This is a genomic window from Dyadobacter sp. 22481 (assembly GCF_052044875.1).
Taxonomy (GTDB): Bacteria; Bacteroidota; Bacteroidia; order Cytophagales; family Spirosomataceae; genus Dyadobacter; species Dyadobacter endophyticus.
On record NZ_JBQENV010000003.1, the window covers coordinates 610,284 to 635,166 of the forward strand.

Sequence of the window (24,883 nt, forward strand, 5' to 3'; positions counted from 1 at the left end):
ACTGACAACAATTATGAAAAAACTGGCTTCATTTCTGGCCCTTCTGCTATTTGTGGCGACGGCCTGTGATAACGAAAAAGTAGTGGACGAAACGAAACTGCCGGTCAATGCACAGGATTATATCGAAGCCCATTTCCCGAATGCGCGCATCTCGCAGGTAGTTAGGGACCGCGACGATCTCGAAACGAGCTACGACGTGATTCTTGATAATCAGGTAAAACTTGAATTTGACAAAAAAGGGGATTGTTACAGCATTGAAAGCCGCCGGACCGAAAAGCTCCCCGACACGGTGATCCCACTCAAAGTCCTTGAATACGTGCAGGAACATTATCCCGACGCGTTCATCACGGATTGGGAAAAAGACAAAACCGATCAGGAGATCCGGCTATCGGACAGCAAGGAGCTGGTATTCAACCTCGCGGGCACGTTTCTTCGCATTGATGACTAGATAGATCTATTGAATTCAAAAAGCAGGATAACTCGCCCTGCTTTTTTTATGTCCCGACAGTGCTATTTATCGTACTTTTGCGGCTTGTAGCATGACTCCCGACTATGAAAGTTGAAGATATAGAATCCTTTTTTAAAGATTTACAAGACCGTATTTGTGCTGCCATCGAAACTAGGGACGGCGGAGCAAGTTTCCATGAAGATCTCTGGCAGCACCATTCCGGCGGCGGCGGCCGCACGAGACTAATCCAGAACGGCGCCGTGATCGAAAAGGGTGGTGTGAATTTTTCGAGTGTTAAAGGCGAGGTTCATCCCAGGCTACGGGCGCAAATGAACCTGAGCGAAAACGAAAGCCATCAGTTTACAGCCACGGGCGTGTCCATCGTGATGCACCCGCACAACCCGCACGTACCTATTATACATATGAACGTGCGCTATTTCGAGCTCGACAATGGCACCTGCTGGTTCGGCGGCGGGATCGACCTCACACCGCATTACGTGGTCGAGGAAGACGCCCGTGCATTTCACCAGACCTTGAAAGCCGCCTGCGACAAGCACCACGCCGAGTTTTACCCTAAATTCAAAACCTGGGCCGATGATTACTTCTTCATCCAGCACCGCAACGAAACACGGGGAGTAGGCGGTATTTTCTTCGATTACCTCAAACCGGACGAGCCCGGCAACGGGCAGGGGCTCTCCAAAACGCAGCTTTTCGAATTTGTAAAAGAAGTGGGTGAAAATTTCGCCCCTGTTTACACCGCATTCATGCAGAAATATGCAGATAAGCCTTTTACCGAAGATCAAAAACAATGGCAATACCTGCGCCGGGGACGCTATGTGGAGTTCAATCTGGTGTGGGATCGCGGCACGAAGTTCGGGCTTGAAACCAATGGCCGGACGGAATCGATCCTGATGAGTTTGCCACCTCAGGCCAACTGGGAATATAATTTCATTCCGGAGCCTGGTTCGGCGGAAGCGGAAACCCTAGGCTGGCTCCGCAAGGGCGTGGCCTGGTAATGTCCAGGCAACTTCCTTCTTGTAATATAAATGTCCGTTTTCAACCGTCAGCGGCGAATCGAAGTTGTTAGTGTAAAGCTGGCCGGTACCCAGTCCCTGCGGCAATGGATTGTTAAATTTGGCCGCATACTGCGCAATGGCGTTCAATCCGATGTTGGATTCCAATGCGGAGGTAATCCACCAGCCTATATGCAGCCTATTGGCGATCTCGATCCATTCGCTTGTGGCCGTAAAGCCGCCCAGCAAAGTAGGTTTGAGAATAATAAAAGGCGGCGCCAGTTTTTTGAGCAAGGCAAACTTGTCGCGGTAATTGGTAATGCCTATCAATTCTTCATCCAAAGCAACCGGTACAGGAGAGGATGCACAAAGATCAGCCATCAACTCGTGCTGCCCGGCTTTCACAGGCTGCTCGATAGAATGCAGGTCGAATGCGCTTAGTCGGGAAAGTCTTTCCTTTGCATTATCCGCCGTAAATGCTCCATTGGCATCCACGCGCAAAGTAATCGTGCCTTTATCAAATCTTTGCCGAATGGCTTCGAGGATCCGGCATTCCTGCTCAAAATCGATCGCCCCTACCTTCATTTTTAGGGTAGTGAAACCCAGCGAAAGCTTCTCTTCCACCTGCGCCAGCATGTTTTCGTAAGAGCCCATCCAGATCAGCCCGTTCATCAGAATGCCTTCCCCATTATTAGAAAAAGCATTTTTGAAAAGGACCCGCTGACCGCCATTCATGATATCGAGCAACGCCATTTCGATGCCGGCGCGAACAGAAGGCAGGTTTTCAGGAATCAATTGTTCAAGAATAATACCCAGGTTGAATGGAAATACATCCAGATCCAGTTCATTGAAAATCCCACATACATCCGCCAGCCGCGCCTCGAAATCCGGGACATCGTCGACGCTCAAACCGGGTAACGGCCCGCATTCGCCGTAACCGGCCACACCAGGCTTCTCCGAGTCGGTTACGATGATGATCCAGGAAGTTTTTTGTGTAAGTACCCCGCGAGAGGTGCCCGCTTCCTTGCGAAAATGAAGCGTATGTGGCTTATACACAATTTTTAACGGCATGATTTTGTGGTGTCAGATTTTAAAAGGGGCACAATATTAGACAAAATTTACGTAATTATGCACCAGGATGAAAGAGCTGCCCTGGATAAAAAATGCATTCCTGCCCCTCTCGTGGATTTACGGTGCCATTACCGACGTGCGCAACTTTCTTTTCGACAAAGGCATCCTCCATTCCGAAAAAGTACCGCAAAAAGTAGTCGTCGTAGGCAACCTCACCGTCGGCGGAACGGGCAAAACGCCGGTTATAGAATACCTTACCCGCTTACTTTCGAAACAAATACCGACTGCGATCCTCAGCCGTGGTTATGGGCGGCAGACGAGCGGCTTTGTCGAAGCAGATGGTAATGCCTCAGCAACAACTATTGGCGACGAGCCTTTTCAGTTTTATACCAAATTCGGCCAGAGAGCAATTGTTGCCGTGTGCGAAAAACGCGTGGAGGGTGCTTTGAAAATCCATGAAAGACATCCGGACGTCGAGCTACTCCTGCTCGACGATGCATTCCAGCACCGAGCCATTCTCCGCGACATTAATATCCTGCTGAATGACTACAACAGGCCGTTTTATCAGGATTACCCCTTCCCTGCCGGCCGTCTGCGCGAGCGACGCCATGGTGCCGGGCGAGCCGATGCCGTGATCGTAACCAAATGCCCGGCAATGCTCACTGTTTTGGAAAAAGAAAATATTATTGAAAATATCCATCGCTATACCCGCGCTGCTGTACCGGTTTTCTTCGCGACCACCCGCTACGACGTCCCGCAGTCCTACGAAGGCGGGCCTATTGAGTTAAAGAATGTTAAAATGGCAGCCGGAATCGCAAATCCGCAACCATTCGCCGCATATTTGACCACCCAGTTCAGCGTTACAGATCAGAAGGTTTTTCCGGATCATCACAATTACACGCCAAGTGACGTCGAAGACCTGATTAAGAACCTAAAAAACGATACTTTTGTGGTCACGACTGAAAAGGATATGGTCAAATTAAAACCGTTGGTTGTCTCGAAAGGCTGCGCAGCACGTTTTGCGTACGTTCCGGTTTCCGTGGATTTCGGAGATGCAGAAGGGGCTTTCACACAATGGGTCACATCACAGACCGACAACCGGTTTTAAAACGGCAGAACGAGTTTCCCTCTATGAGAATTGTTTTATATAGCTTCCTGTGTGTTTTATGCAGCTTCCTCCTAACCATACCGACAGCCAGCGGCCAGGTGAAGCTTCCGGGCAACATAAGGATGCCAAGCGGCGGCGGAGGCGGGGGCGGTTCACGGGGGGGCGGAGGACAGTCGATCCTCGACGATAGCACCAAGAACGTCTACGGCCCGCAAACGACCCTGCATTTTTACGAGCACGATATTCTCTACAACAAGGATTCGGTACGCTACCTGGTGGACACCGGCCTGACCAACTTCCACCGCTGGATGCCCATGGACAAGGCCTGGGGCAAGCTCGCGGACCTGGGCAACCACGTGACGGCATCGCGCAACCTGCTTTTTCAGCCACGGGAAGACATCGGAACACAGCTCGGCCTCCGGTCTTATGACGCCTATGCGATTAAACAGGACGAAGTCGCTTACGTCGATACCAAATCGCAGCATACCGAGCTGGATTTTATGTCGGGCCCGAAAAAAACCTCGCTCGGAACGTTCGCTTATACCCAGAACGTCCATTCGCGGTTCAATTTCGGAATGCGGGCAACGCGCCTGACGTCCAACAAGATCTATGGTTTTGCCAATACCATCGGCTCAGCGGCGTTGCTCGGCCGGAACTGGACTTTTCTGGCACATACCAGCTTCTTTTCCAAAAACAAAAAATACCTCATCCTGGCACATTACCGGCACATGAATATGAAGGTATCGGAACAGGGCGGCGTGATCCCCAATGTCGACGAAGCGGGTGTGGTAGATAAATATTCCTACGACGGTGCCGCGAAGATCAGCGACAATGCCAACTCCTGGGAGCGCCGCCACGTTTTCCACGTTTACCAGCAATACCGGCTCCTCAACGGATTCCAGGTTTTCCAGCAAGCCGATTTCCAGAGTACCATCGACCATTATACCGACCTGAGTTTGACGCGTGGTCGTCAAAAAGGCATTTATCCGGCAACCAAATTTGATACCAGCCAGACCCGCCAGGACATTTATTACAAGCTTTTCGACAATAAAGTAGGTATTAAGGGGTTTTACGAAGGTTTCAATTACCGGGCTTACATCCGGCAGCGCTTTTACAGCATGCGGGGCGGCGCACAGTCGGTTAACGAAACGGGCGCTCCTTTTGCAACATACCGAACGGGGCTGAAATTCGACAATATCATAGGCGCCTGGCTGGGTTATTACCTGAAAGATTCGGTGCAGTACCTTACCGCGGAAGCCGATTTGAATCTGGGCAAGAATGTCGAATACCGCCTCAAAGCCGAGTTGAATACGCGTTGGGGGAAAGCCGGTTTCCAGAGCATTCAAACAGCCCCCGATCTGCTGGTACAGCGCTACCTGAACAACCATTTCGACTGGCGTAACAATTTCGACCCTACCAAGGTCCAGACGATCTTCGCGTCGCTGGTCCTGAAAACGAAAAAGATCGAGTTTGTACCCGAAGCGCAGATACACCAGATCAACGACTATATTTATTATGACACAGCCGCGGTGCCACGTCAGCTCAATGCAGGTTTCAGATTGCTGCGCGTTGGTTTCAATTCCGGCATTCATTTGAACCGGTGGAATTTCACCACGATGGGATACCTCACGCTAAACGATAATAAGGACGTGATGCGCATTCCGACGGTATTCGCGAGCGGAGAAGTCACCTTTGATTTTGTATATGCCAAAGTGCTTTTCATCCAGCTCGGACTGGCGGCGCGTTACCGCTCCTCATACCTGGCTGATGCTTATATGCCCGTTACCCAACAATTCCATTTACAGAATAATACAAGACTAAATGAGAATGTTGTGGTGGATGGCTTCGCCAATGTGCGGATCAAGCGGGTAAGGTTATTCTTTAAAATGTCTTATCTTAACCAGGGCGGCAACTTCGGCCTTTTCCCGAAAGGTTATTATGTGACGCCCGATTACCTGGGTCTTGCAAGGTCATTTTCGTTCGGGATCAATTGGCCGCTGTTCGACTAGGACAAACTTTTTGACCAATATGGCAACATCACTCACGACGCTCGGGCTGGAACTCCCGACAGATCCCCGCTGGACCGACATTGCTGCCATGCAGATCGGCGATGTATTGATAGACCACGCCTATTGCGAGCAAAAAGCCGCTTCCAGCTGCATCTCCCTGATCGTCCATTATCCTGAAAAAGCACTGCTCGTAGAAACCCTGACACCCATCGTAACCGAAGAATGGGGACACTTTCAAAGGGTTTTGAAGGAATTGAAGAAAAGAAATATCCCGTTGGGCCGGCAGCGTAAAGATGAGTACGTGAACCAACTCATGCAGCTCGCTACCAAAGGCGATACCAACAAAATGTTCCTGGACAGGCTGCTGATCTGCGGATTGATCGAAGCACGGAGCTGCGAACGTTTCAAGCTGCTTTCGGAAAACCTGGAAGATGAATCACTGCAAAAGTTCTACCGCGAACTGATGATTTCGGAAGCCGGGCATTACCGCACATTTCTTGAACTGGCCGAAACTTACGTTCCGGTCGAAAAAGTAAGGGCGCGCTGGAAAGAACTCCTGCACGCCGAAGCCGAGATCATGCAATCGCTCTCACCACGCGGCGACCGCATTCACTGACATATCCCGCATTTCCGATGCCATCATTCCTGAACCTCGTCGCCAAACGCATTCTGGCCAACCATACCTCGCTCGACCACGTGCAAATAGTGGTGCCGACGCGGCGGGCAGCCTTTTTTCTGATGCAGGAATTGGCCGGGGAAACCACCGAGGCACTTATGAGCCCTGGTATCATGGCGATCGACGACTTTGTGGAAAGCATTTGCAGCCTTGAAATCGAGGACCCGGTACACCTGCTGTTCGATCTGTACGAAACCTTCCGGGAGATCGACCCGGATGTGCAATTCGACCGTTTTATGGGCTGGGCGTCGGTACTGCTGGCCGACCTGGACAAGATTGACCAGTACCTCGTCAAAACGGATTTTCTTTTTGAATACCTCTCGGAGGCGCACGCGCTCTCGCGCTGGCAGGAGAGCCTGCCGGAGGGCAAATCGCTGCAAGGCGAAGGCGGTTCGAAACAGTATTTCTCTCTTTTTGAGAATATCAACAAGGTATACCAATCTTTCAGGCAGCGGTTGCTTGCGAAAGGCAAAGCCTACCGCGGAATGGCCTATCGGGAGCTGGCCGAAGACATTAACAACCTGGTGGAAGGCTGGACGGAGAACGAACGCATTTATTTTGCGGGTTTCAATGCGTTCACGACTTCGGAGCGAACGATCGTCACGGCATTGATCAAAGCCAAAAAGGCTGAGGTCCTGTGGGATTCCGACCGCTATTATATGTCGGAAAATACTGTTGTGGAAGCCGGCAAGAGCCTTCGCGACTACCAGCGGAGCAAGGAATTCGGGGAATGGAACTGGACGGGCGACGATTTGCTTTCAACTGAAAAACACATTACCATTTACGGCGTGCCCAATGCGACCCTGCAAACGAAAGTAGCGGGCGAGCTTTATCAGCGCATGAAGCGCTTCGATCCGGACGACGCGCCTATCCCTACCGCCATTGTCCTCGCCGACGAGAACCTGCTGCTTCCGATGCTCTACTCCCTCGACGAAGCCGTGCGTGACCTAAACGTCACAATGGGCCTGTCCATGCGGAATTCGCTGCTTTACACCTTGGTAGACGGCATTTTCGAATTGCAGCAGAATGTGGTCGAGTTTCGGAGCAAGAGCGGCAAAATGATCCGGATCCCGAAATTCGGGCACAAATCCATTGATAAAATCCTGAATCACCCGTTTGTCAGGCATTACGAGTACGTAGCCCTTACGCCACTGGCCGACGGACAGACGATCATACAGCGAACGCTCCGGGAAATTACCGAAGGCAACCAGGTGTTCCTCAGCTCGGAGGAATTGGTTGTATTGGGCGACAACCACCCATTGTTTCAGATCCTTTTCACGCATTGGCAGAAAAACAATGCCCAGCAGGTGATCCGCTCGTTTTACCAGCTCATCGAGTTGCTGCGGGAGGTTTATAAGGATTACAAGAATGCACTCGAAACCGAATACCTCTATCTTTTTTACACATTACTCAAACAATTCGAACAGACGATCGAAGAACGGGCGGAGCTGATCACGCTGCGGACGCTGAAATCCTTTATGTTCGAGCTGATCCGCCAGACGCGCATTCCATTCAGCGGGGAGCCGATCAGCAACCTGCAAATCATGGGGATGCTCGAAACCCGCGCGCTGGACTTCGAACGGATCATTATATTGTCTGTCAATGAAGGCATTATACCGCAGGCAAAGCGGCAGAACTCGCTGATCCCCTTCGACGCGGCGCAGGCCGTGGGGCTGCCTACCCACCAGCATCAGGAAGCCGTAATGTCCTACCATTTCTACCGGTTGCTGCAACGCGCATCCGAGGTTCATATTCTTTACACCAGCACCAACGACGCACCTGGCGGAGGTGAGAAAAGCCGTTTTGTACGGCAGATCGAGTATGAGCTGGCCCAATACAATCCGCTCATCCGGATTGAGAACAAAACCGTCGTTTTTGAAGCCCGGCAACAACAGGAGCTGGAAGAAGTGGTACATAAAGACGATGCGCTTATCGCCGCCATCCGTGCCTATCTCGACGGCAAGGGCATTTACCCGACGCACCTCAACGAGTTCATCCGCTGCTCGATGCAGTTTTACCTCAAACACATTGCGGGTGTGAAGGAAAAAGAGGAAGTGGAAGAAGAGCTGGGCATGGACAAAATCGGCACCTGGCTGCACGCCTCGCTAGAACGCCTTGACCTTGAATTTTTCCTGCTCGACAACGACCCATCCGAAGAACAGATCACGACCGTGCTCCGCGAGGAGTTTGACCGGCTCTTCAAAGGTTATGTCACAGACCTGGGGCTAAACCGCATTTATTATCAGATCGGCGAGCAGCAGATACTTACCTTTCTTCGCCACCATATGGCGCAACAACCACGCAGGAAGATATTGGCGGCCGAACAGCCGCTGCACACGCGGATTCAGCTCGTGTTGCAGGGCTCGTACACTCCCGTGCGCCTGGGCGGGAAGATCGACCGCATCGAACTTGGTGAGGACGGTACGTTATATGTGATGGATTACAAAACCGGCAGCGTGGAGCTGACTGGCAAACAAAAACTCGCCGATCCGGTGGCCCGTGAAGAAGTGATCCGCTTTGATCCCGACCGGAAAATGGGCTATGTACGCCAGCTATGGATTTATGAGTACCTCATGTATCGCCGCATGAAAGAGGAGAAAGGGCTGAGCTTACGCGGTAACACCTACAATTTTGGCGACTACGCCGTCAAATCGGGCTTTTACTCCTTCCGAGACCCGAAAAACCTCATCTCCAACCCGCTGGAACTGACCGAGCAGCTGGCGCCGGAAGAGTTCATCGAAAAATCGGAAGTGATATTGACCGATATCCTCAATGTAATGCTCGACCCAGCTGTTCCGTTCCGCAAAACCGACGACCTCACTACCTGCAAATTTTGTGATTTTACCGGGATCTGTGGGCGGTGATTTGCTGCTCGAAAAATACCCTTGAAGCCTTGCAACCATTGCCCGAACAAAGCGATCTTTTAAAAAAATCGTTTACGGTATGATCGTTGTAGCAAAGTTATCCCTCTTCATTATCTGGCTAATGGCCTTTGTCGTAACCTGCCTTGTAATAGGCGTTACATTCCCGGTTATTGTCTTGTTCGACAAGTTTCAAATGCATTGCAAAGAAGTATCCCAATAATATCAAATCGAATGCCTCTCAAAAAATAAAGGCGGATGAGATCACTCATCCGCCTTTTTGCTGGATACTAATCCGATTATTTCTTCTTGAATTCCAGGTATTGCTCAAAGTCATTTACACCGCTGCTCGATTCTGAAAATTTGATGGTGATGTTTATTTGCGGCACGCCGCCACCGTTTACGAGCCTCGTACCGATGCCGCTGATCCGCTGGTTTAAAGCGCCCCCAATGGTTTGGGTTACATCCACTTTCTCGTTGATTTCAAAAGTATCCTGTGCTGTTGCCTTCACCGCCACCAGCGGGTATTGCTGCGTGATCGGGATCCGTGTACCTGATAACACAATCTCCGAGTCCTTGGTATAATTAATGCTCAGCTGGTTTTTTGACTCGGTAGTAATATCCCATTTATGATGGCTCGTAACTCCTGCATCCACTGTGGTAGTTTCATAAACACCCACGATGTCCTTTGCATAATCCACTTCCGGCTCCGGGTCTTTCTTGTCGTCTTTGCAAGCGCCCATCAGAACTACCAGACAGCAAAAAATCAGCTTTTTCATACTTCAATTTTAAGAGTAAACAATTTTCAAATATAAACACGCATCCTAATTTTCCTACTATAACGGCACCACCCCTGGATACGCATACCGAGGCGATAATTTATTCATTTCAAACTTTTTCAAAACGGCAAGCGGCCCAAATCGACATTACCTCCCGAAATAATGATACCTACTCTTTTGCTTTCAAAAACGGCCCTGTTTTTTAAAACCGCCGCAGTAGATACCGCACCGGAGGGCTCAACCACAATTTTCATGCGTTCCCACAAATACCGCATCGCCTGGACGATCTCCTCGTCGGAAACCGTAAAAATGTCGGCCACCTCCGATTTGATAATCGCGAAGGTCTTGTCACCCAGGTGCGTCAGCAGGCCATCAGCGATGGTATTAATGTAAGGAGCTTTTTCGATTCTATCGCCTCTGAATGATAATACTGCATCTGCCGCCCCCTCGGGCTCGCCTGCGTAGACCTTCGTGTCCGGAGAAAAGTATTTGGCCGACAACGCCGTTCCGCTTAATAAGCCGCCCCCACCTACCGGCGCCACGATCGCATCAAACACCACACCTGCGTCCTCGATCAGTTCTTTCGCAGCAGTAGCCTGGCCTGCGATCACTTCATAATTGTTGAATGGGTGTATAAAAGTCGCGCCAGTGCGTGCGACGATCTCGTCGACCGTCCGCTGCCGGTCTTCCGGTGTGTTTTTGCAAAAAGTAATGGTCGCTCCGTAACCTTCCACGGCCGCTATCTTCACTTTCGGCGAATTTTCGGGCATGACGATGTAACATTTGGCCCCTACTTTCTCGGCCGAAAACGCGATCGCTTGGGCATGGTTGCCCGACGAATGCGTGATAACGCCGTTCGCGAGCTGCTCGGCCGATAGCGAAAGCACCGCATTAAGCCCGCCCCTCGCCTTGAATGCTCCTATCTTTTGCAGGTTTTCGCATTTGAAATACAATTCCGCGCCGGAAACGCTGTTCAGGAATTGCGAAGTCATAATGGGTGTGTGATGAATGTAGGGCTTAACCAGCCCGTGGGCTGCCTCAATGGTCTCTCTGGTAGGTACAGTTCCTGTCATAGGGGTGTATATTATGAAAATTGTTCCTGCTATAAAAAGAAAAAGGGCCCGTCATGTTACCGACGGGCCCTCATCTGAAAAATTTCTCAGTTAACCTTATTTACCAGCATTTGGTGTGTAAAGGTTGAAGAACTGATCGAGTTTCGGTGTAATGATGATCTCCGTACGACGGTTCAGGCTGCGGTTCGGCGCTGAATCGTTAGCCACTTTGGGGAGATATTCTCCACGGCCGCCAGCGATCATACGAACCGGCTCAACACCGTATTTCTTTTGCAGGGTACGTGCGACAGAAGTTGCACGCAACACCGAAAGGTCCCAGTTATCAGCCACTTTGTCCGTCGCGATAGGTACATTATCCGTGTGACCTTCGATCAGGATTTCGATTTCTTTGTAGTCGTTCAGGATTTTCGCCACTTTGGAAAGTACGGTTTCAGCTGCTGTGTTGATAACCGAGCTTCCCGATTTGAACAACATCTTGTCGGAAAGGGAAACGTAAACCACGCCTTTCTTTACTTCGATCTGAACATCTTCGTCGCTTACATCAGCCAATGAACGTTTCAGGTTCAATACCAGCGCCATGTTCAAAGAATCTTTGTGCTGGATGCTCTTGTTGAGGTCGCGGATCTGTGTACCTTGCTGGTCCATCATCGCGAGTGATTTCTTGATGCTTTCCGAACCTTCTTTCGAGATTACCGAAAGGTCCGACATGCGGTCAAGAAGGTTGTTGTTGTTCTTTTTAAGGAAGTCAACTTGTTCTTCCAGCTCTTTCAATTTTGCATTTTTGCTGGTCAGTTCGTCATTCTTTGCCTTCAAATCATTATTCAAGCCAGCAGTTCTGCTATCACAATCATTCAGGTCGGCTCTTGCTTTGTCCAGTTGGATTTGGATCTCATTGGCTTGCTTCTGTGCGGAAAGAAGTTTTTTCTTGCTTGCACATGAGCCCAGTACAAAGAGCATGGCAACGGCTAAAAGCGTTTGTTTCATAATCGTCTTAGGGTTGTTAAAAATAGATAAACACTGTTAAGTAAAACATTTGGTACTACACTGATCGCTATCAATAATCGAGCCAAAACTTAAAAAGTCATCACTCGGGGTGCATTCAAAACGCGAAAGTACAAAAAAAGGGAACAATGTCGTACCGACATTTTCCCTTTTTCACAATGTAATATAGTATTTTACCTAATAAGGCATTGACCAGAATGGATTCCTGCGCGCCTTGATACTGTCGCGAATGTGCGCCGTCACCAGTTCCTCGTATTGCTTATTGTTCAGTTTGCGCCCTTTTACCTTCTTGGGAAGGTTAATATCCTCTGCCGGAACCGGTTTCATTTTAATATCAATGGCACTGATCACGATATCGCCGTCATTGATATCCAGTTCGAGGATCATACCCGGTAAGCCGGTGTACATTTCCGGTCCGCCCGATACCGGCAGATCATTCGCAAACCATGCAGTGATCTTCTGGTCCTTGATGGTATCCTGCGTAACGGCCATCATACACATACGCCCCGCTACCTCCTTGATCTTGTTCATTACTTTCCAGCTGGGCGCTTTCAGCGAGTCCTCGACGATGTAAGTCCTGCCCAGCATGCCGATAATATCCGTTTTGGTCTCCTTCTCGAAGTTCCGGTAAATCTGGTAATCTTTCTCCGACCATGACCAGCCGTGTTCGTTCTCAACCACTTTCGGGTAAGTGTAAACGCTCTGTTTTTCATTGAAATACAGGGTCATTTTTTGTTTGTACTCGTCGTCCTTACCCCAGGTCTGCTTCATCCGGTCTTTTTCTTCATTGCTGAGGAATGTCAAACGGGAATTGATCTTCGTCCAGTGGTATACCCTTTCGTAGGTGATCTCCCCTTCCAATTGTTGTGCGAATAATGGCGCGGAGGAAATTGCCATCATCAATATTAATATTCTGATTGTTCTCATGACCTGGTTTATAAGTATTTAAAAGAATCCATTACCACGTTTTACCGAAGCCGTCATACCTCTCATATTATAGGTAAAGCTCAGCATGAAATACCGCGACAATGTAGCCACACGACGTTCCGAGTAATAATTCTGGTTCGCATTCTGGCTGATACCCAGGTTTCTCTTGAAAACGTCGTTGGCTGTCAGACGTATCTCGCCTTTTTTGCTTTTCAGGATCAATTTATAAACTGAAAGGTTCAGGATCGGCACTTGTTGGTTAAAGCCAAACTGGTCGTTTTTATAACTCCGGTAGTTGAGACGGCCACTGAAATAGACTTCTTTGGGCATCTTGATATTCATCTCCGCATTATAGTTCGCATTGACGATCTTCTGGTTCTGATTGGTATTGATCGAATACTTTGTATCGCTGATATTCCAGTTTGCACTGGTATAAAGCGTGAACACCTCGCTTGGCGTCAGGTCCAGCCGCGCACCGAAGTTGTACCCATCCGTTTTCGTTTCATTTTTGACGTTGTTAATATAAGTCAGGTTATTACTGAAATTAATACCTGTATTTACGCCAAATGTCGCCTTCGTTTTCTTCAGCGGGAACCCGAACCCGATGTAGCTACCGTAATTGTCCCCGCCGCTCACGTTCATGGGTTTGGTAGTCGTTACGAGATCCTGGCTGATCGTCCGGTTGTACACGATCTGGTCCTCATTGTAGTTATAGAAGACGTTAATGTACAAGTTGGTGAAACTCGCCGGATTGAACATCTGGAATCCACCATACACATTGTGGGTCGTCTGCGGGATCAGGTCCGGATTACCTTCCACGATGTAAAGCGGATTGCTGTTATCCACGATCGGCTGCAAGTCGGTAATAGACGGCTCACGCACGTTCAGGCCATATTCCGCATAGAGGTACTTGTTGTTTTTGAGGCTGTAATTCAATGAAACGTTCGGTACCAGTTTCTTGAACGTCCGGTCTACCCGGGTCATGTTCGTCTGTGATTCATCGAGAGCGAACTTGCCTCTCAGCTCGAATTGCACGCCCGCGAGCCCCAATGCGAGGTTCAACCCCTTGTGTGAATAACGCACACTCGTTCCAAGCCGGTTAAAGGTGAAGTCATTGGTATAATAGCGCGTCAGGAACGGGTTCACTTTGTCCACAGTCCCTTCTACGTCGAACACATCCCTGTCGACCTTGTCTTTCCGCATACTGTAATTATAGAACGTCTCCCAGAAAAACTTCTTCGCAAAAGGCTCCACGTATGACAAGCTACCTTTGAAATTCCCGCGGGTACTCTCGGTTTGCTGTAACTGGTTGATCACGCTATTCTTGGTAGAATCCTGCAAGAACAGGTTCACCGAGTTCTGGCGGCGGTCCTCATCCGAATTATTGATATTGTAACCTACACTGGCCGCGAAGTTCCGCCCCTTTTTCTTGAACTTGTGACGGTATAGCAGCAGGTTGGCCATTGCAAACGAGTTGTAATCGCTCAGGTTCTTGACGTCCGACCGGTTGGTAAGCATATTCTCGTTGCGATATGACCTCGTTTCGCTTGAATACTCATTATCCCCGGCATTGATCCGCGAGTTACTGATCAGAATGAGCGTGTTAAGCGAATCGATATTATGCTCAAACCGGAATGCCGGGCGATGGTTTCCAGTAAATCCGAGCGTTTTGTTTTTACCGTCGGTTAAATAAGAATCATTGTCTGTCAGGAAGTTCTCCGAGCTGGTTTGTACGTCTGTGATCGCGCGGGTCGAGTTGTAAAAATAGCTGGTGCTCAGCTTCGTCTTCTTGGTATCGAAGTTGTAATTGGCCCCGCCTGCCCAGTTTTTGGTAAAACCTTCGGAACCCTGGCCACCCCAGTTGGGCTGGATCGTAATGTCGTCGCCACCATAGTAACGCCCGCTGCTAAAACCGAAATCACCGTCGTCGCCCCAATTGAACGACTGGCTGCCTTTGAAGTCCTGGTAATCGTTCCGCGCAATGCCCGACTGGTTGGTATTATTTCCAAAACCCAGCACTGCAAACTGCTGCTTATCATCGAAACGGTTGTAACTCACCTTCCCTTCGAGCCGCGAGTCCGTTCCGACACCCGCCACCGCCTTACCGAAGCCTCCCTTTTTGTGGCTGTCTTTCAATTCGAGGTTCATGGTCTTTTCGCGCTTGCCGTCGTCAACCCCCGTGGCCTTGGCCTGCTCTGTTTTTCCATTAAAAACCTGGACTTTATTGATCGCCTCCGCGGGCAGGTTCTTGGTAGCCATCTTCGGATCGTCTCCAAAAAAGCGCTTACCGTCTACCGTTACACGTTTGATCTCTTCGCCCTGCGCCCGGATGTTACCGTCGCCATCCACCTGCACGCCCGGTAGCTTGCGCAGCAGATCCTCCACCGACGAGCCCGGTGGTACTTTAAATGCTTTCGCATCGAATTCCACCGTATCGCCCCGTATACTTAGCGGCGCCCGGGCCGTTTTAATAACCACTTCATATAATTCCTTTTGCAAGACCTTCATTTTAGCCTTGCCAATATCCACAACATCCTGATTCTTAGGATCTATTATTTCCTGATACGGAACATAACCCACGTAGGATACCTTGAAAATGTAGGTAATGCGTTTGAGGTTCTTCATTTCGAATGAACCGTCTTTGCTAGTCCTTCCGAAGTTGACGAGCGAGGAGTCTTTCGGTAACAGCAACATGATCGTCGCTTCGGGCAATACCGCTCCGGAAGTATCCGTCACGGTTCCTTTTAATGTAAATCGCCCTCCGGTCTGCGCGTGCGCAGCGAGCATGGGAAGGCATAACCATAACAGAAGTAGGATTTTTTTCAAGGCTAGTTTTTGGTGGTTATATGAGTAGAGGTTTTGTAACTGAGGTATTACATTTTTGCAATTATATGGAAAGCAAATCAAGTTTACAACTAAAAATATAGTTAAAAGCTGGTTTTATAAAGATTTGAGAAATATTTAACTTTTATTAAGAGTAACAACTGTGAAAGTACTTAGTTTGGTATATATAAGTTACTTTAATCCGATAAATTTTTTGTTAAATTATTCGCGGCTGGATTTCATTGACCATATTTGCCCTTTAGTTGTTATTGTTTTAGTGTTGAAATGAAAAGTATCGGAGTAATATCGGACACACACGGCTACCTGGATGAACGCGTTTTCGATCATTTTGCCAACTGCGACGAAATATGGCATGCAGGCGATATCGGCTCGACGGAGATCGTGAGCCAGTTACAGGCGTTTAAGCCAACCCGTATTGTTTTTGGGAATATCGATACCCCGCAGGTGCGCGCGATCACGCACGAAAACCTGCATTTTGAAGTGGAAGGCTTCCGGGTGTGGATTACGCATATAGGCGGTGCCCCGCCGCGCTACAATCCACAGGTGATGCCTACATTGAAATCGAATACCCCCGACATTTTCGTTTGTGGCCACTCCCACATTCTCCGGGTGATCCGCGATAAGACTTTGAATAACATGCTGTACATCAACCCCGGCGCGGCTGGGCGTGAAGGGTTCCACAAGTACCGTACATTGCTTCGTTTCAACCTCCATGAAGGCCTCATCAGCCAAATGGAAGCCATCGAGCTGGGCAAACGCGGAGCTTTGGTTTGACAGCAGACCGGCGGTCGGCGGTCAAAACGTCACCTTCACCGTCTTCGTTTCCGAACCGCGCTGCAATACCGCTTCTACGGTCTGGCCCTTTTCGTGCTTACCGAGGATTTCCATGTAGTCGTAAATCGTCCCGATGGGCTCGCCTCCCAGCTTGGTAATAACATCACCTGCCAGAATACCAGCCTTTTCGGCCGGGCGGGCTTTCGACACACCGTCGATCTTTAGGCCTTTGCCGGTATAGCTGTAATCCGGCATTACGCCGAGGGTTACTTTGAAATTGCTGGTGGTAGTCGCCGAATGCGGGTTACCAGCCGTCAGGAACTCAGGCTCCGTGGTTTCCTTATCGAGGCCGTCGAGTAGTTCGGAAATTAACATTAATATGCTGGCTTCGCCTTCGTAATTGATCTTTTCGGGATCATCGGAAATTTTGTGATAATCGCCGTGCCCGCCGGTGAAAAACTGCACCACCGGGATGTTTTTGAGGTAAAACGAGGTATGGTCCGAAGCTCCTACACCGGATGAATCAACAGTGTATTTCAATTTCTGCTGTTTGGCCAGCTCCGGGATCAGCTTGCCCCACACCTTGCTCGTACCCCAGCCCGACACGATAATGCCTTTCTGTGCATCCAGCCGCCCGATCATATCCATATTGATCATGGCCGAAAAGGTATTCAGCGGAAGCGTGGGCTTTTCAACATAATGCTTAGAACCCAGAAGGCCCAGCTCTTCCCCTGAAAATGTAATAAACAGGTAGTTGTGCTTTTCCTTCACATTATTCCCGGCGAAATAACGCGCCAGTTCCAGCACGCCGGCAGTTCCGGAGGCGTTATCGTCAGCCCCGTTATGAATTTTGTTCTTGCTGTCGGGCGAAAGCGAACTTCCCTGGAACCCCTTGCCTAAATGGTCGTAATGCGCGCCGATCACAATGGTTTTGGGTGCGCCATTATCCAAAAAACCGACCACGTTCCGGCCCGTCAGGTCATGTGCTTCCCCATCGATTCCGACAGATACTCCGAACGGCTGAAAATAGCCTTTTGTTCCCGCAGGTTTCAACCCGATCTGCCTGAACGCCGAAGCGATATAATTAGCGGCCCGCACTTCTCCAAGGCTGGCAGTCCCCCGCCCTTCAAGGTCATCGGATGCCAGAAATTCAATATGTTTCCGAATTGGTGCAGTCTGAAACCGCTGACCGAAAGTTTGCGAAGCGCAGGCGAGCGCGAGTAGGGCTGAAAAAGCGTATTTCATTTATAATACCTCCTGAATATCCGTTAAAAACTTCCTGACCCGCATCAGGCGCTGGATGAGCAATTGTGCTTCTTCCTTACGGCGCAGCTGTTCCCGCGTGCCTTTGATGGTACGGCCCTGCTTGTCGCGCTGGTGCATAATCTTGCGGATGATCTCAATGTCGCGTTCGGTGTAACGCCTGCGGTTGCGCGAATCGCGTTTGGGGTTCAGTTGCGGAAATTTCTTCTCCCAGAAGCGTAATGCGGAAGGCTCGCATCCCACCATTTCAGCAACCTCGTTGGTGTCGTAATATAATTTGGTATTGGGTTCCATAACTTTGAAGCGGTTATTACAAAGATAATCGCGCCCGCTGTTAAACCCGGTTTTCCGACAAATTTTTGATTTTTTCGAGCGCGGTCGTCGCAAACTCCTCCGAGGATGCATAATAGTCCCGCCCATCCGGCAACACCGAAAAATCGCCTATCTCCAAATCCAGCATGGTCCCGCTCTCTTCCTCCGTGAGCCGGTAACGGTAACTGATATCATACTGGGAGGGCGGCTGCTCCCATTTCGAAACGTAAAGCGAGAAAACAAGCAGCTCGTTGGGCTCGTATCCGGTAACGGTTAGCCGCGTCATCCCCGACCAATCGATCACTTTGCCGTGTTCAAGATAATAGTCTTCAAAATCCTGGGGCAGATCGTCCCACTGCCGGATATATTTAGGCGCAATCAACACTTCCCACACCTTCGCCACAGGTGCTTCTATCATTATTTTTTTGCTGACTATAAGCTCCTGTGCCATAAAACGATGTTTAGCTTTCCATTTTTTGTTTGGCAAAAAACTGTGCCGCATTAGGTATCCAGTAATATACTTATTGCAAGAAAAGACACACTTTTGATTATCTTTCCCTCCTCTGACACGGTTTTCCCTGTTTCTGTGTCACTTATAATAACATACTATTAACTCAACATTTCTCATCGGTATGGGACAAAAGCAAGACCCGGGCCGCGTTATTCGTGAATCGAAATTAAATAGTATTCAGGTACTGCGGGGCATCGCCGCATTGTACGTCACAATCTACCATTTAAAAGATGTAATGCCCAAAGATGCCGCTTTCAGGAAGGAATTTGAATTTATATTCGGATCGGGCCCGGCCGGTGTAAGCCTCTTTTTCGTGATCAGCGGTTTCATTATGGTTTTCATCACCAGTAATACCGTGCTCTCGGGAAGGAACATTCTGCGCTTCATAGCCAAACGGCTGATCCGCATCTGGCCCGCCTACACGGTCGTTACCCTGGGCTATTGCCTGCTCCATAGCCGGCTCGCACCCAATCCCGAATGGCCTTCCGAGCTATTGCGCAGCCTTCTGTTTATTCCCCTGGGCAATACCCCACCTCCTTTTTACGGCTACGCAGTGCTGAATGTCGGATGGAGCCTCAACTACGAGATCTACTTTTATCTCCTGATAGCGGTTTCCATGCTGTTCTCGCGCTTGCGCTGGTATGCATTCTTCCTAATGATCGCCGTTACGCTGGTGGGTATCCCAACCTATTACGGTGTTTTTACATTGAAAGCGGATAAAATGACCGACCTGGGCTCTCCCTACCTAAATATGGTGACTAACCCGATCATCTGGAACTTTGTATACGGCGTGTTCCTCGGCCTGGTCTATTACAACCGCGCATTGCACGACGGTATCCGCACATTTCTTTCCTGGAATATGGTGGCCCCGACCCTCCTTTGCCTCGCAATATGGCAATTTCTTTCAGGGTTCCTGGGTGGCTTCGGCCCCTTTGAATGGGGACTTGGCTCAGTGGCTATTTTTGCCGTGTTCGTATTTCATTATCAGGAACGTATTCAGAAATTCCCGCCGTGGCTGGTCCGCCTGGGTGATATGTCGTTCTCCGTGTACCTGCTGCACGTGCCTGTCGTTGTGGGCCTGGGCTTTCTGTTCCGCAAGCTGGGTTTCCCGGTTTATGGAGAAGGCACGGCCATGTTTTTCCTATCGGTAGCGGTGACGCTCATTGTTTCGCGCCTTTCCTACGAATACCTCGAAGTGCGGCTGACCTCCTATCTCGGCCAATTGTTGCTTGCCCGCGAAAGAGTTGCAGTAAAAGAGCCCGTCAGCCGCTAAGCTATTTGAGTCCGACGTCTTCAACGGTTTTGTAGGCGTCGTTCGTGATCTGTCGCGGGTTCCTCGACCAGAGCCGTTTCATGAAACCGGCGTAGCGGCCAATCACATATTCCTCGGGATAGCTCAGGTGATGGCCTTCCAGGTTTTCGTAATTGAGTTCAAATGGTGTTTTAAACTTCTTTAACTGATCCGCAGCCATTTTCGCCCCTTCCATAGGTAGGTAGGTAGGGCACGAAAGAAAGGTACCTCTATAATAGGGAAGCACATTATCCCCGATCCGCTGAAAAAAGACGGTCGGCATGGCGTTTGACGCATTGATATACCCGTCGTTGAATATCCCGTAACCCATCTGTGTGAGCAGCGCCCGCACGCGGAAAGGGCTGTCTTCGGCTTTCGGATCGAGGCGGCCCAATGCCTTGGTGATACCCGGCGCGAGCGCTTCAAAATCGGCTTCGTTCATATATACCAATGCAGTGACCGTAATGGCCCCCGCACTGCTGCCTGCCAGCATAATTTGCCGCGTATCGATACCGAATTCCTCGGCACGGTCCACAAAATAGTGGATAGCGGCATACGTATCCTGCACGGCCCGGTACACGGCGCGCACGGCCTCCTGGCTATTTCCTCCGCAGGCATACGTTTCGCTGGCGCCGTTGAACCCCAGCCGGTAGTTGATCGCCGCCGCCGCATAGCCGCGTTGGGCAAGCCCGCGGGCTTTCCCCATTTCGTTGCCCAAATCCCCGAAAAGGAATGCCCCTTCGTGGACCATTAGTACAAAAGGACGGAATCGCAGGGTGTCATCTCCGGGAGCAACAAACTCGTAGTTCAAATCCGTGATGCGGCCCTGGTAGTCGGCCGCTTTGGTAAAAATGCCCTTACTGGATTTCAGTTTGGCCTCGTCAAAAATCTTGCTGTTGCCAAACCGGGCGGTATTGGCGAGCGACGAGTCGGGATTCTTGGCCGGGATCGTGTCGATGATCACGGTATCGGGCTTATTAGGCACCGTCGTGTCGGGACCTTCGCCATCGATCGGTTTTGGAACCGGAGCCGGGTAACGACAGCTCACCAACATCCCGATCAGTATAACCAGACCATATGCCCAGTAAAGTTGCTTCACATTCGTAGGATTAATAATACTTGAACCGGCTTTTCAGAACATGGTAACGGAAGAAAGCCGGGCATTGAGGCCCGGCTTTCCTGATTCTTTACGGGGCTATTTGTACGCGAAATTAACCTGTTTTCGCAATACATGTAACCTAATGCAACCCCGATGAGTCAATTATTTATATTTTTCTTGATAGCGCTTGAATCAGTGCCCGTGCCCTGATCCGGCTGATGGTAGAAATACCCCTCGGTTTTGTTCTTTTTGGTGGCGTCCGCTTGCTCCTTTTCGGAATTGCCCGTCTGCATTCGTTTACCACACGAGATCACGAACAGGAACAGGGCGACCCCGGTAATAACGCCTATGGCTATGATCTTTTTCATGATTACTACCCGTTTAGTTTGCTGATTTGGAAAAACGGTTCTTTCACAAAAAAGATACCAGCACAAACCGTCCCTGACGACGCAGCAATGCTTCTGGTACGATTTTTACAAATGCGTGGTAGTCACCCACTATAAAAAGTCATGGATATCATCATCTTTCTCAAAGCAATAGGCAATCTCCTTTTCGCGGCAATACTGTTGCTGGCAGTGGCGTTTTCGTCGGCGTTCTCTGTTTTAACCTACATGTTCCGTGGCTCCCGGCTATCGGCAGCCGGAATCAAAAACCTTGTGAGGAAGAAATACACGTCGCGCTAGCCCCTACGAAAGCAGGTTTTGCCGTAGAAGAAATTCCAGCTGGCCGTTCACATCGATCAGCTTTTCGATCAGCTCCTTATTTTCTTCCCGGAGGTGGAATATTTCGTAGGCATTTTTAATAATGATGCGCAGTTGCTGCTCGTCCCAGGGCTTATTGAGGTAGTAGTAGATGTGCCCCTTGTTCACGGCGTCGATCACCGCGGTAATATCTGTGTAACCCGTGAGCAGGATCCGAACGGGGTCGGAATAATCCTTTAAAACTTCGATCAGAAAATCCACACCCGTCATTTCAGGCATACGCTGGTCGGTAATGATCACGTGCACGACGTTGTGTTTCAGGAGTTCGAGCCCTTCGCGTCCTGATGTGGCAATTAAAATATTGAAATCTCTTCTGAAAGCGGCCTTGAATGAGTTGAGGTTGTTGATTTCATCATCTACATACAGTACGCTTATTTTTCCTTTTTCCATCCTGAATACTTGGTGCTTGGCGGGGACAGAACTCCTTCTACCACCGAACTAATTGATAATATTATAATATTAATTCTATATTCGCATCAACAGCCACAGCACATTCGACAAATTTTTTACGCGATGCATTTGCGCAAGCTTCTGCTAATAAGAGAATTTTACGAACAAACGTCCAAATATTTCCCCCCCAATGTACCGGAGGTTAGTTTTACAAAAATAAATTCAGCAATTTGTGTAATTATTGAAGCGAGTAAAAATGCGTAATATACGAGATTCAGCGTATGCGATAGCCGGTTCGGTGAATTTTATACGAAGATCGGCACAATTTTGTGATTTGTTAAATCCGGCCACGGCCCATTGAAGGACAGGCTTCACAATTATTCTAAAATGCACCATAACATAGAGATCAACTATATCTACAAACCGGTTTTCATCTCCAAAGAGCGCTACGCAGATAAAGCAAATTTCCTCTCCTTCATTGAAGAATATCGCGGCAAGACCATCCTGGATTTATTTGCTTCGCAGAAACAGGAACTCATCCGAATCCGACATCCCAAAAAGCGGCTCACCAGCGCGGAAACCGAACAAAAATACCATGAATGGGTCGGCAACAAAGACGTTGAAACAGAGGGCATTTGGGTGTATTACCCTTGGTCGGAACGACTCCTTCATTTGGTCGATGAAAATGAATTCGTTGAGCTCCGGACCAGCCGCAACCAATACAAAATCACCCCCGCCGAGCAGCAGCACCTATCCAAACGGGCGATAGGCATCATCGGCCTGTCGGTTGGCCATTCGGTGGCGCTAAGCATTGCTACGGAGCGAGCCTGCGGCAAGCTGAAACTCGCTGATTTTGATACAATTGAACTGAGTAACCTCAATCGTATACGTACGGGCCTTCACAACATCGGAGTCAACAAATGCATTGTGACGGCGCGAGAGATCGCCGAGATAGACCCCTTTCTCGATATCGAGTGCTTTCCGGAGGGTATTACCAAGGAAAACCTCGACGGTTTTCTGCTCGACGGCGGAAAACTGGATATTCTCGTCGACGAATGCGACGATATTGCCCTGAAAATAAATGCGCGAATCCGGGCCGCACAACTGGGCATCCCGGTGGTCATGGAAACGAGCGACCGCGGGATGCTCGATGTCGAAAGATTCGATAATGAACCCGAACGGCCTATTTTCCACGGCTATCTGCAAGGCCTCCCACTGGATAAATTCGAACATATTTCCGAAGAAGACAGGCTACCGCTTGTGTTACGCATCGTGAATGCGATCAACGGGTCCAAAAGGGGGAAGGTTTCGCTGGTCGAAATCGGCCAGAGCATTGGCACCTGGCCGCAGCTGGCCAGTGCCGTGACGCTCGGCGGCGGCGTAGTAACGGACGTTTGCCGGCGCATTCTCCTCAACCAGTTTCATGAGTCGGGCAGGTATTATATTGATTTGGAAGAGCTTGTTGCCGACAAAGCAGAGAAACCGCAAGGGGCACTACGAAACAATCCGCATGCTCCTTTTGACCTTTCAGAGGCTGTTCGTATAGCTGATTCGTTATCGCAAAAACAAACTGAGACAATTCCGGAAGGTATTCTGGCAGATATTGTGAATGCTGCCTGTCAGGCACCTTCGACCGGGAACGACCAGCCCTGGAAATGGCTTTATCGTCACGGCAGGCTATTTCTCTTCCACGACCGGTTCCGGTCGTTTTCTTTCGGTGATTTCGACCAGATCGCTTCGAACATTTCCTTCGGAGCTTCCTACGAGAACATATTATTAAAAGCCAATGAAGCCGGACTCGGCGTAAATGCTGAAATTTTCCCCCTTGGCGAGGAATCGCCCCTCATCGCCGCGATCGATTTCCAGGGCAACGGCAACGGTGCCGAACCTGTTTACGCTCCCGAAGCGGTAAATGTCATCTACGAGCGGTGTACCAACCGCAACCCGTCGAATCCCGTCGCCATTCCGGAAGCCGCTTTCCAGCAATTAAAGGAAGCAGCTCAAAGCGTTGCCGGTGCGGCATTTCATTATTTTTCTGCCAAACAGGAAATAATGGCCATCGGCGAGATTATCGGCGAATGCGACCGGGTGCGCCTGCTGAACCCGGAAGGCCATTACGACTTCGTACACCGCGAAATGAAGTGGACACCGACGGAAGCCGAACTGTCCAGGGATGGCATCGACGTACGAACGCTGGGCCTCAACAACGCGCAGATAGCCGCCCTCTCGATCATCCGCGACCGTGAAATTTCCCAGGCATTAAAGGGAGTTCAAGGAGGTGGCGCATTGGTCGACGCAGCGCTCAAATCGGTCAGTACGGCCTCGGCGCTGGGAATGATCACCATGCCGAAGTACAGTTATAAGAACTTTTTTCTCGGCGGAATGGCCATGCAGCGCCTCTGGCTTCGCGCCGAACAGTTGCAATTTGCGATCCATCCATTAATTTCCCCGTTTTATTTATTCCCCCGCATTACAAAAGGGGAAAATGCGGGCCTAGATGGGCTCGAAGCATCCAGATTACGCACGTTAAGAAAGAAATTCATGGAACTGGTTCCGTTCGAAGACGATGTTGCAGAAGTGTTTTTATTTAAAATAGCGCAGGCAGAAAAGCCCGGGATCAAAAGTTACCGATTGCCGTTGAGCGAAACACTTTTTATTGTAAACCCATAAC

Annotated in this window: 22 protein-coding genes; 10 read left to right on the plus strand and 12 right to left on the minus strand. The window is 49.7% G+C overall.

Features of this window, described 5'->3' with window-relative positions; translation table 11 throughout:
• Nucleotides 1–13: 13 nt before the first annotated feature.
• Nucleotides 14–448: a PepSY-like domain-containing protein gene (locus tag ACTJJJ_RS21310; protein ID WP_426295701.1), complete on the plus strand. Its 435-nt coding sequence runs from the start codon at nt 14–16 to the stop codon at nt 446–448.
• A gap of 104 nt (nt 449–552) precedes the next feature.
• Complete coding sequence (gene hemF, locus ACTJJJ_RS21315) at nt 553–1,464, plus strand: oxygen-dependent coproporphyrinogen oxidase (RefSeq protein WP_440702980.1); 912 nt, start codon at nt 553–555, stop codon at nt 1,462–1,464.
• On the opposite strand, the gene ACTJJJ_RS21320 is transcribed toward hemF, so the two are convergent.
• Nucleotides 1,432–2,532 (minus strand): o-succinylbenzoate synthase, encoded by a 1,101-nt coding sequence (locus ACTJJJ_RS21320; protein WP_426295702.1) that lies wholly within the window; start codon nt 2,530–2,532, stop codon nt 1,432–1,434. The genes hemF and ACTJJJ_RS21320 overlap by 33 nt on opposite strands.
• A 67-nt stretch (nt 2,533–2,599) precedes the next feature.
• Here ACTJJJ_RS21320 and lpxK point away from each other — a divergent pair, with 67 nt between their 5' ends.
• From lpxK to ACTJJJ_RS21340, 4 genes are read left to right on the plus strand one after another with little or no spacing between them, the layout of a single operon-like run.
• On the plus strand, nt 2,600–3,640 hold the full coding sequence (lpxK, locus tag ACTJJJ_RS21325; RefSeq protein WP_440702981.1) for a tetraacyldisaccharide 4'-kinase: 1,041 nt from the start codon (nt 2,600–2,602) through the stop codon (nt 3,638–3,640).
• Nucleotides 3,641–3,663: 23 nt separating this feature from the next.
• Nucleotides 3,664–5,649, plus strand: a complete 1,986-nt coding sequence (locus tag ACTJJJ_RS21330) for a putative porin (protein ID WP_188935439.1) — start codon at nt 3,664–3,666, stop codon at nt 5,647–5,649.
• 19 nt (nt 5,650–5,668) lie between these two features.
• Entirely contained in the window at nt 5,669–6,265 is a 597-nt protein-coding gene (locus tag ACTJJJ_RS21335; RefSeq protein ID WP_440702982.1) for a tRNA-(ms[2]io[6]A)-hydroxylase, read from the plus strand.
• A 17-nt stretch (nt 6,266–6,282) separates the two neighbouring features.
• The gene (locus ACTJJJ_RS21340) at nt 6,283–9,189 is read left to right on the plus strand and encodes a PD-(D/E)XK nuclease family protein (RefSeq protein ID WP_440702983.1); all 2,907 of its coding nucleotides are present in this window, start codon (nt 6,283–6,285) and stop codon (nt 9,187–9,189) included.
• A gap of 296 nt (nt 9,190–9,485) precedes the next feature.
• On the opposite strand, the gene ACTJJJ_RS21345 is transcribed toward ACTJJJ_RS21340, so the two are convergent.
• From ACTJJJ_RS21345 to ACTJJJ_RS21365, 5 genes are all read right to left on the minus strand, one after another.
• Nucleotides 9,486–9,965 carry a hypothetical protein gene (locus tag ACTJJJ_RS21345; protein WP_188935445.1) on the minus strand — a complete coding sequence of 160 codons (480 nt, stop codon included), beginning with the start codon at nt 9,963–9,965 and terminating at the stop codon, nt 9,486–9,488.
• 119 nt (nt 9,966–10,084) lie between these two features.
• On the minus strand, nt 10,085–11,038 hold the full coding sequence (locus ACTJJJ_RS21350; protein WP_440702984.1) for a threonine ammonia-lyase: 954 nt from the start codon (nt 11,036–11,038) through the stop codon (nt 10,085–10,087).
• A gap of 96 nt (nt 11,039–11,134) precedes the next feature.
• Nucleotides 11,135–12,022 (minus strand): OmpA family protein, encoded by an 888-nt coding sequence (locus tag ACTJJJ_RS21355; protein ID WP_188935449.1) that lies wholly within the window; start codon nt 12,020–12,022, stop codon nt 11,135–11,137.
• A gap of 195 nt (nt 12,023–12,217) precedes the next feature.
• A complete protein-coding gene (locus ACTJJJ_RS21360; RefSeq protein ID WP_229222755.1) occupies nt 12,218–12,967 on the minus strand; it encodes a GLPGLI family protein in 750 nt (249 codons plus the stop codon).
• An 18-nt stretch (nt 12,968–12,985) separates the two neighbouring features.
• Nucleotides 12,986–15,793, minus strand: coding sequence for a TonB-dependent receptor domain-containing protein (locus ACTJJJ_RS21365; protein ID WP_440702985.1), 2,808 nt, complete (start codon nt 15,791–15,793; stop codon nt 12,986–12,988).
• 282 nt (nt 15,794–16,075) lie between these two features.
• On the opposite strand from ACTJJJ_RS21365, the gene ACTJJJ_RS21370 reads away from it, so the two are divergent.
• Nucleotides 16,076–16,585 carry a metallophosphoesterase family protein gene (locus ACTJJJ_RS21370; protein WP_188935451.1) on the plus strand — a complete coding sequence of 170 codons (510 nt, stop codon included), beginning with the start codon at nt 16,076–16,078 and terminating at the stop codon, nt 16,583–16,585.
• A gap of 21 nt (nt 16,586–16,606) precedes the next feature.
• Here ACTJJJ_RS21370 and ACTJJJ_RS21375 read toward each other — a convergent pair whose 3' ends face one another.
• The 3 genes from ACTJJJ_RS21375 to ACTJJJ_RS21385 are packed head-to-tail and all read right to left on the minus strand — an operon-like array spanning nt 16,607 to nt 18,611.
• Entirely contained in the window at nt 16,607–17,830 is a 1,224-nt protein-coding gene (locus ACTJJJ_RS21375; RefSeq protein WP_440702986.1) for a M20/M25/M40 family metallo-hydrolase, read from the minus strand.
• Nucleotides 17,831–18,142: a MerR family transcriptional regulator gene (locus ACTJJJ_RS21380; RefSeq protein ID WP_188935454.1), complete on the minus strand. Its 312-nt coding sequence runs from the start codon at nt 18,140–18,142 to the stop codon at nt 17,831–17,833.
• A gap of 40 nt (nt 18,143–18,182) precedes the next feature.
• Nucleotides 18,183–18,611: an SRPBCC domain-containing protein gene (locus ACTJJJ_RS21385; protein ID WP_426295709.1), complete on the minus strand. Its 429-nt coding sequence runs from the start codon at nt 18,609–18,611 to the stop codon at nt 18,183–18,185.
• 181 nt (nt 18,612–18,792) lie between these two features.
• On the opposite strand from ACTJJJ_RS21385, the gene ACTJJJ_RS21390 reads away from it, so the two are divergent.
• Complete coding sequence (locus ACTJJJ_RS21390) at nt 18,793–19,944, plus strand: acyltransferase family protein (protein WP_440702987.1); 1,152 nt, start codon at nt 18,793–18,795, stop codon at nt 19,942–19,944.
• Between the two features lies 1 nt (nt 19,945).
• On the opposite strand, the gene ACTJJJ_RS21395 is transcribed toward ACTJJJ_RS21390, so the two are convergent.
• Nucleotides 19,946–21,061, minus strand: coding sequence for an alpha/beta hydrolase (locus tag ACTJJJ_RS21395; protein WP_440702988.1), 1,116 nt, complete (start codon nt 21,059–21,061; stop codon nt 19,946–19,948).
• A gap of 158 nt (nt 21,062–21,219) precedes the next feature.
• Nucleotides 21,220–21,429, minus strand: a complete 210-nt coding sequence (locus tag ACTJJJ_RS21400) for a hypothetical protein (RefSeq protein ID WP_188935458.1) — start codon at nt 21,427–21,429, stop codon at nt 21,220–21,222.
• Between the two features lie 141 nt (nt 21,430–21,570).
• Here ACTJJJ_RS21400 and ACTJJJ_RS21405 point away from each other — a divergent pair, with 141 nt between their 5' ends.
• Complete coding sequence (locus tag ACTJJJ_RS21405) at nt 21,571–21,744, plus strand: hypothetical protein (protein ID WP_188935460.1); 174 nt, start codon at nt 21,571–21,573, stop codon at nt 21,742–21,744.
• 3 nt (nt 21,745–21,747) lie between these two features.
• Here ACTJJJ_RS21405 and ACTJJJ_RS21410 read toward each other — a convergent pair whose 3' ends face one another.
• Nucleotides 21,748–22,212 carry a response regulator gene (locus ACTJJJ_RS21410; protein ID WP_019940883.1) on the minus strand — a complete coding sequence of 155 codons (465 nt, stop codon included), beginning with the start codon at nt 22,210–22,212 and terminating at the stop codon, nt 21,748–21,750.
• 387 nt (nt 22,213–22,599) lie between these two features.
• Here ACTJJJ_RS21410 and ACTJJJ_RS21415 point away from each other — a divergent pair, with 387 nt between their 5' ends.
• Nucleotides 22,600–24,882 carry an Rv1355c family protein gene (locus ACTJJJ_RS21415; RefSeq protein ID WP_440702989.1) on the plus strand — a complete coding sequence of 761 codons (2,283 nt, stop codon included), beginning with the start codon at nt 22,600–22,602 and terminating at the stop codon, nt 24,880–24,882.
• The last annotated feature ends 1 nt before the right edge of the window (nt 24,883 follow it).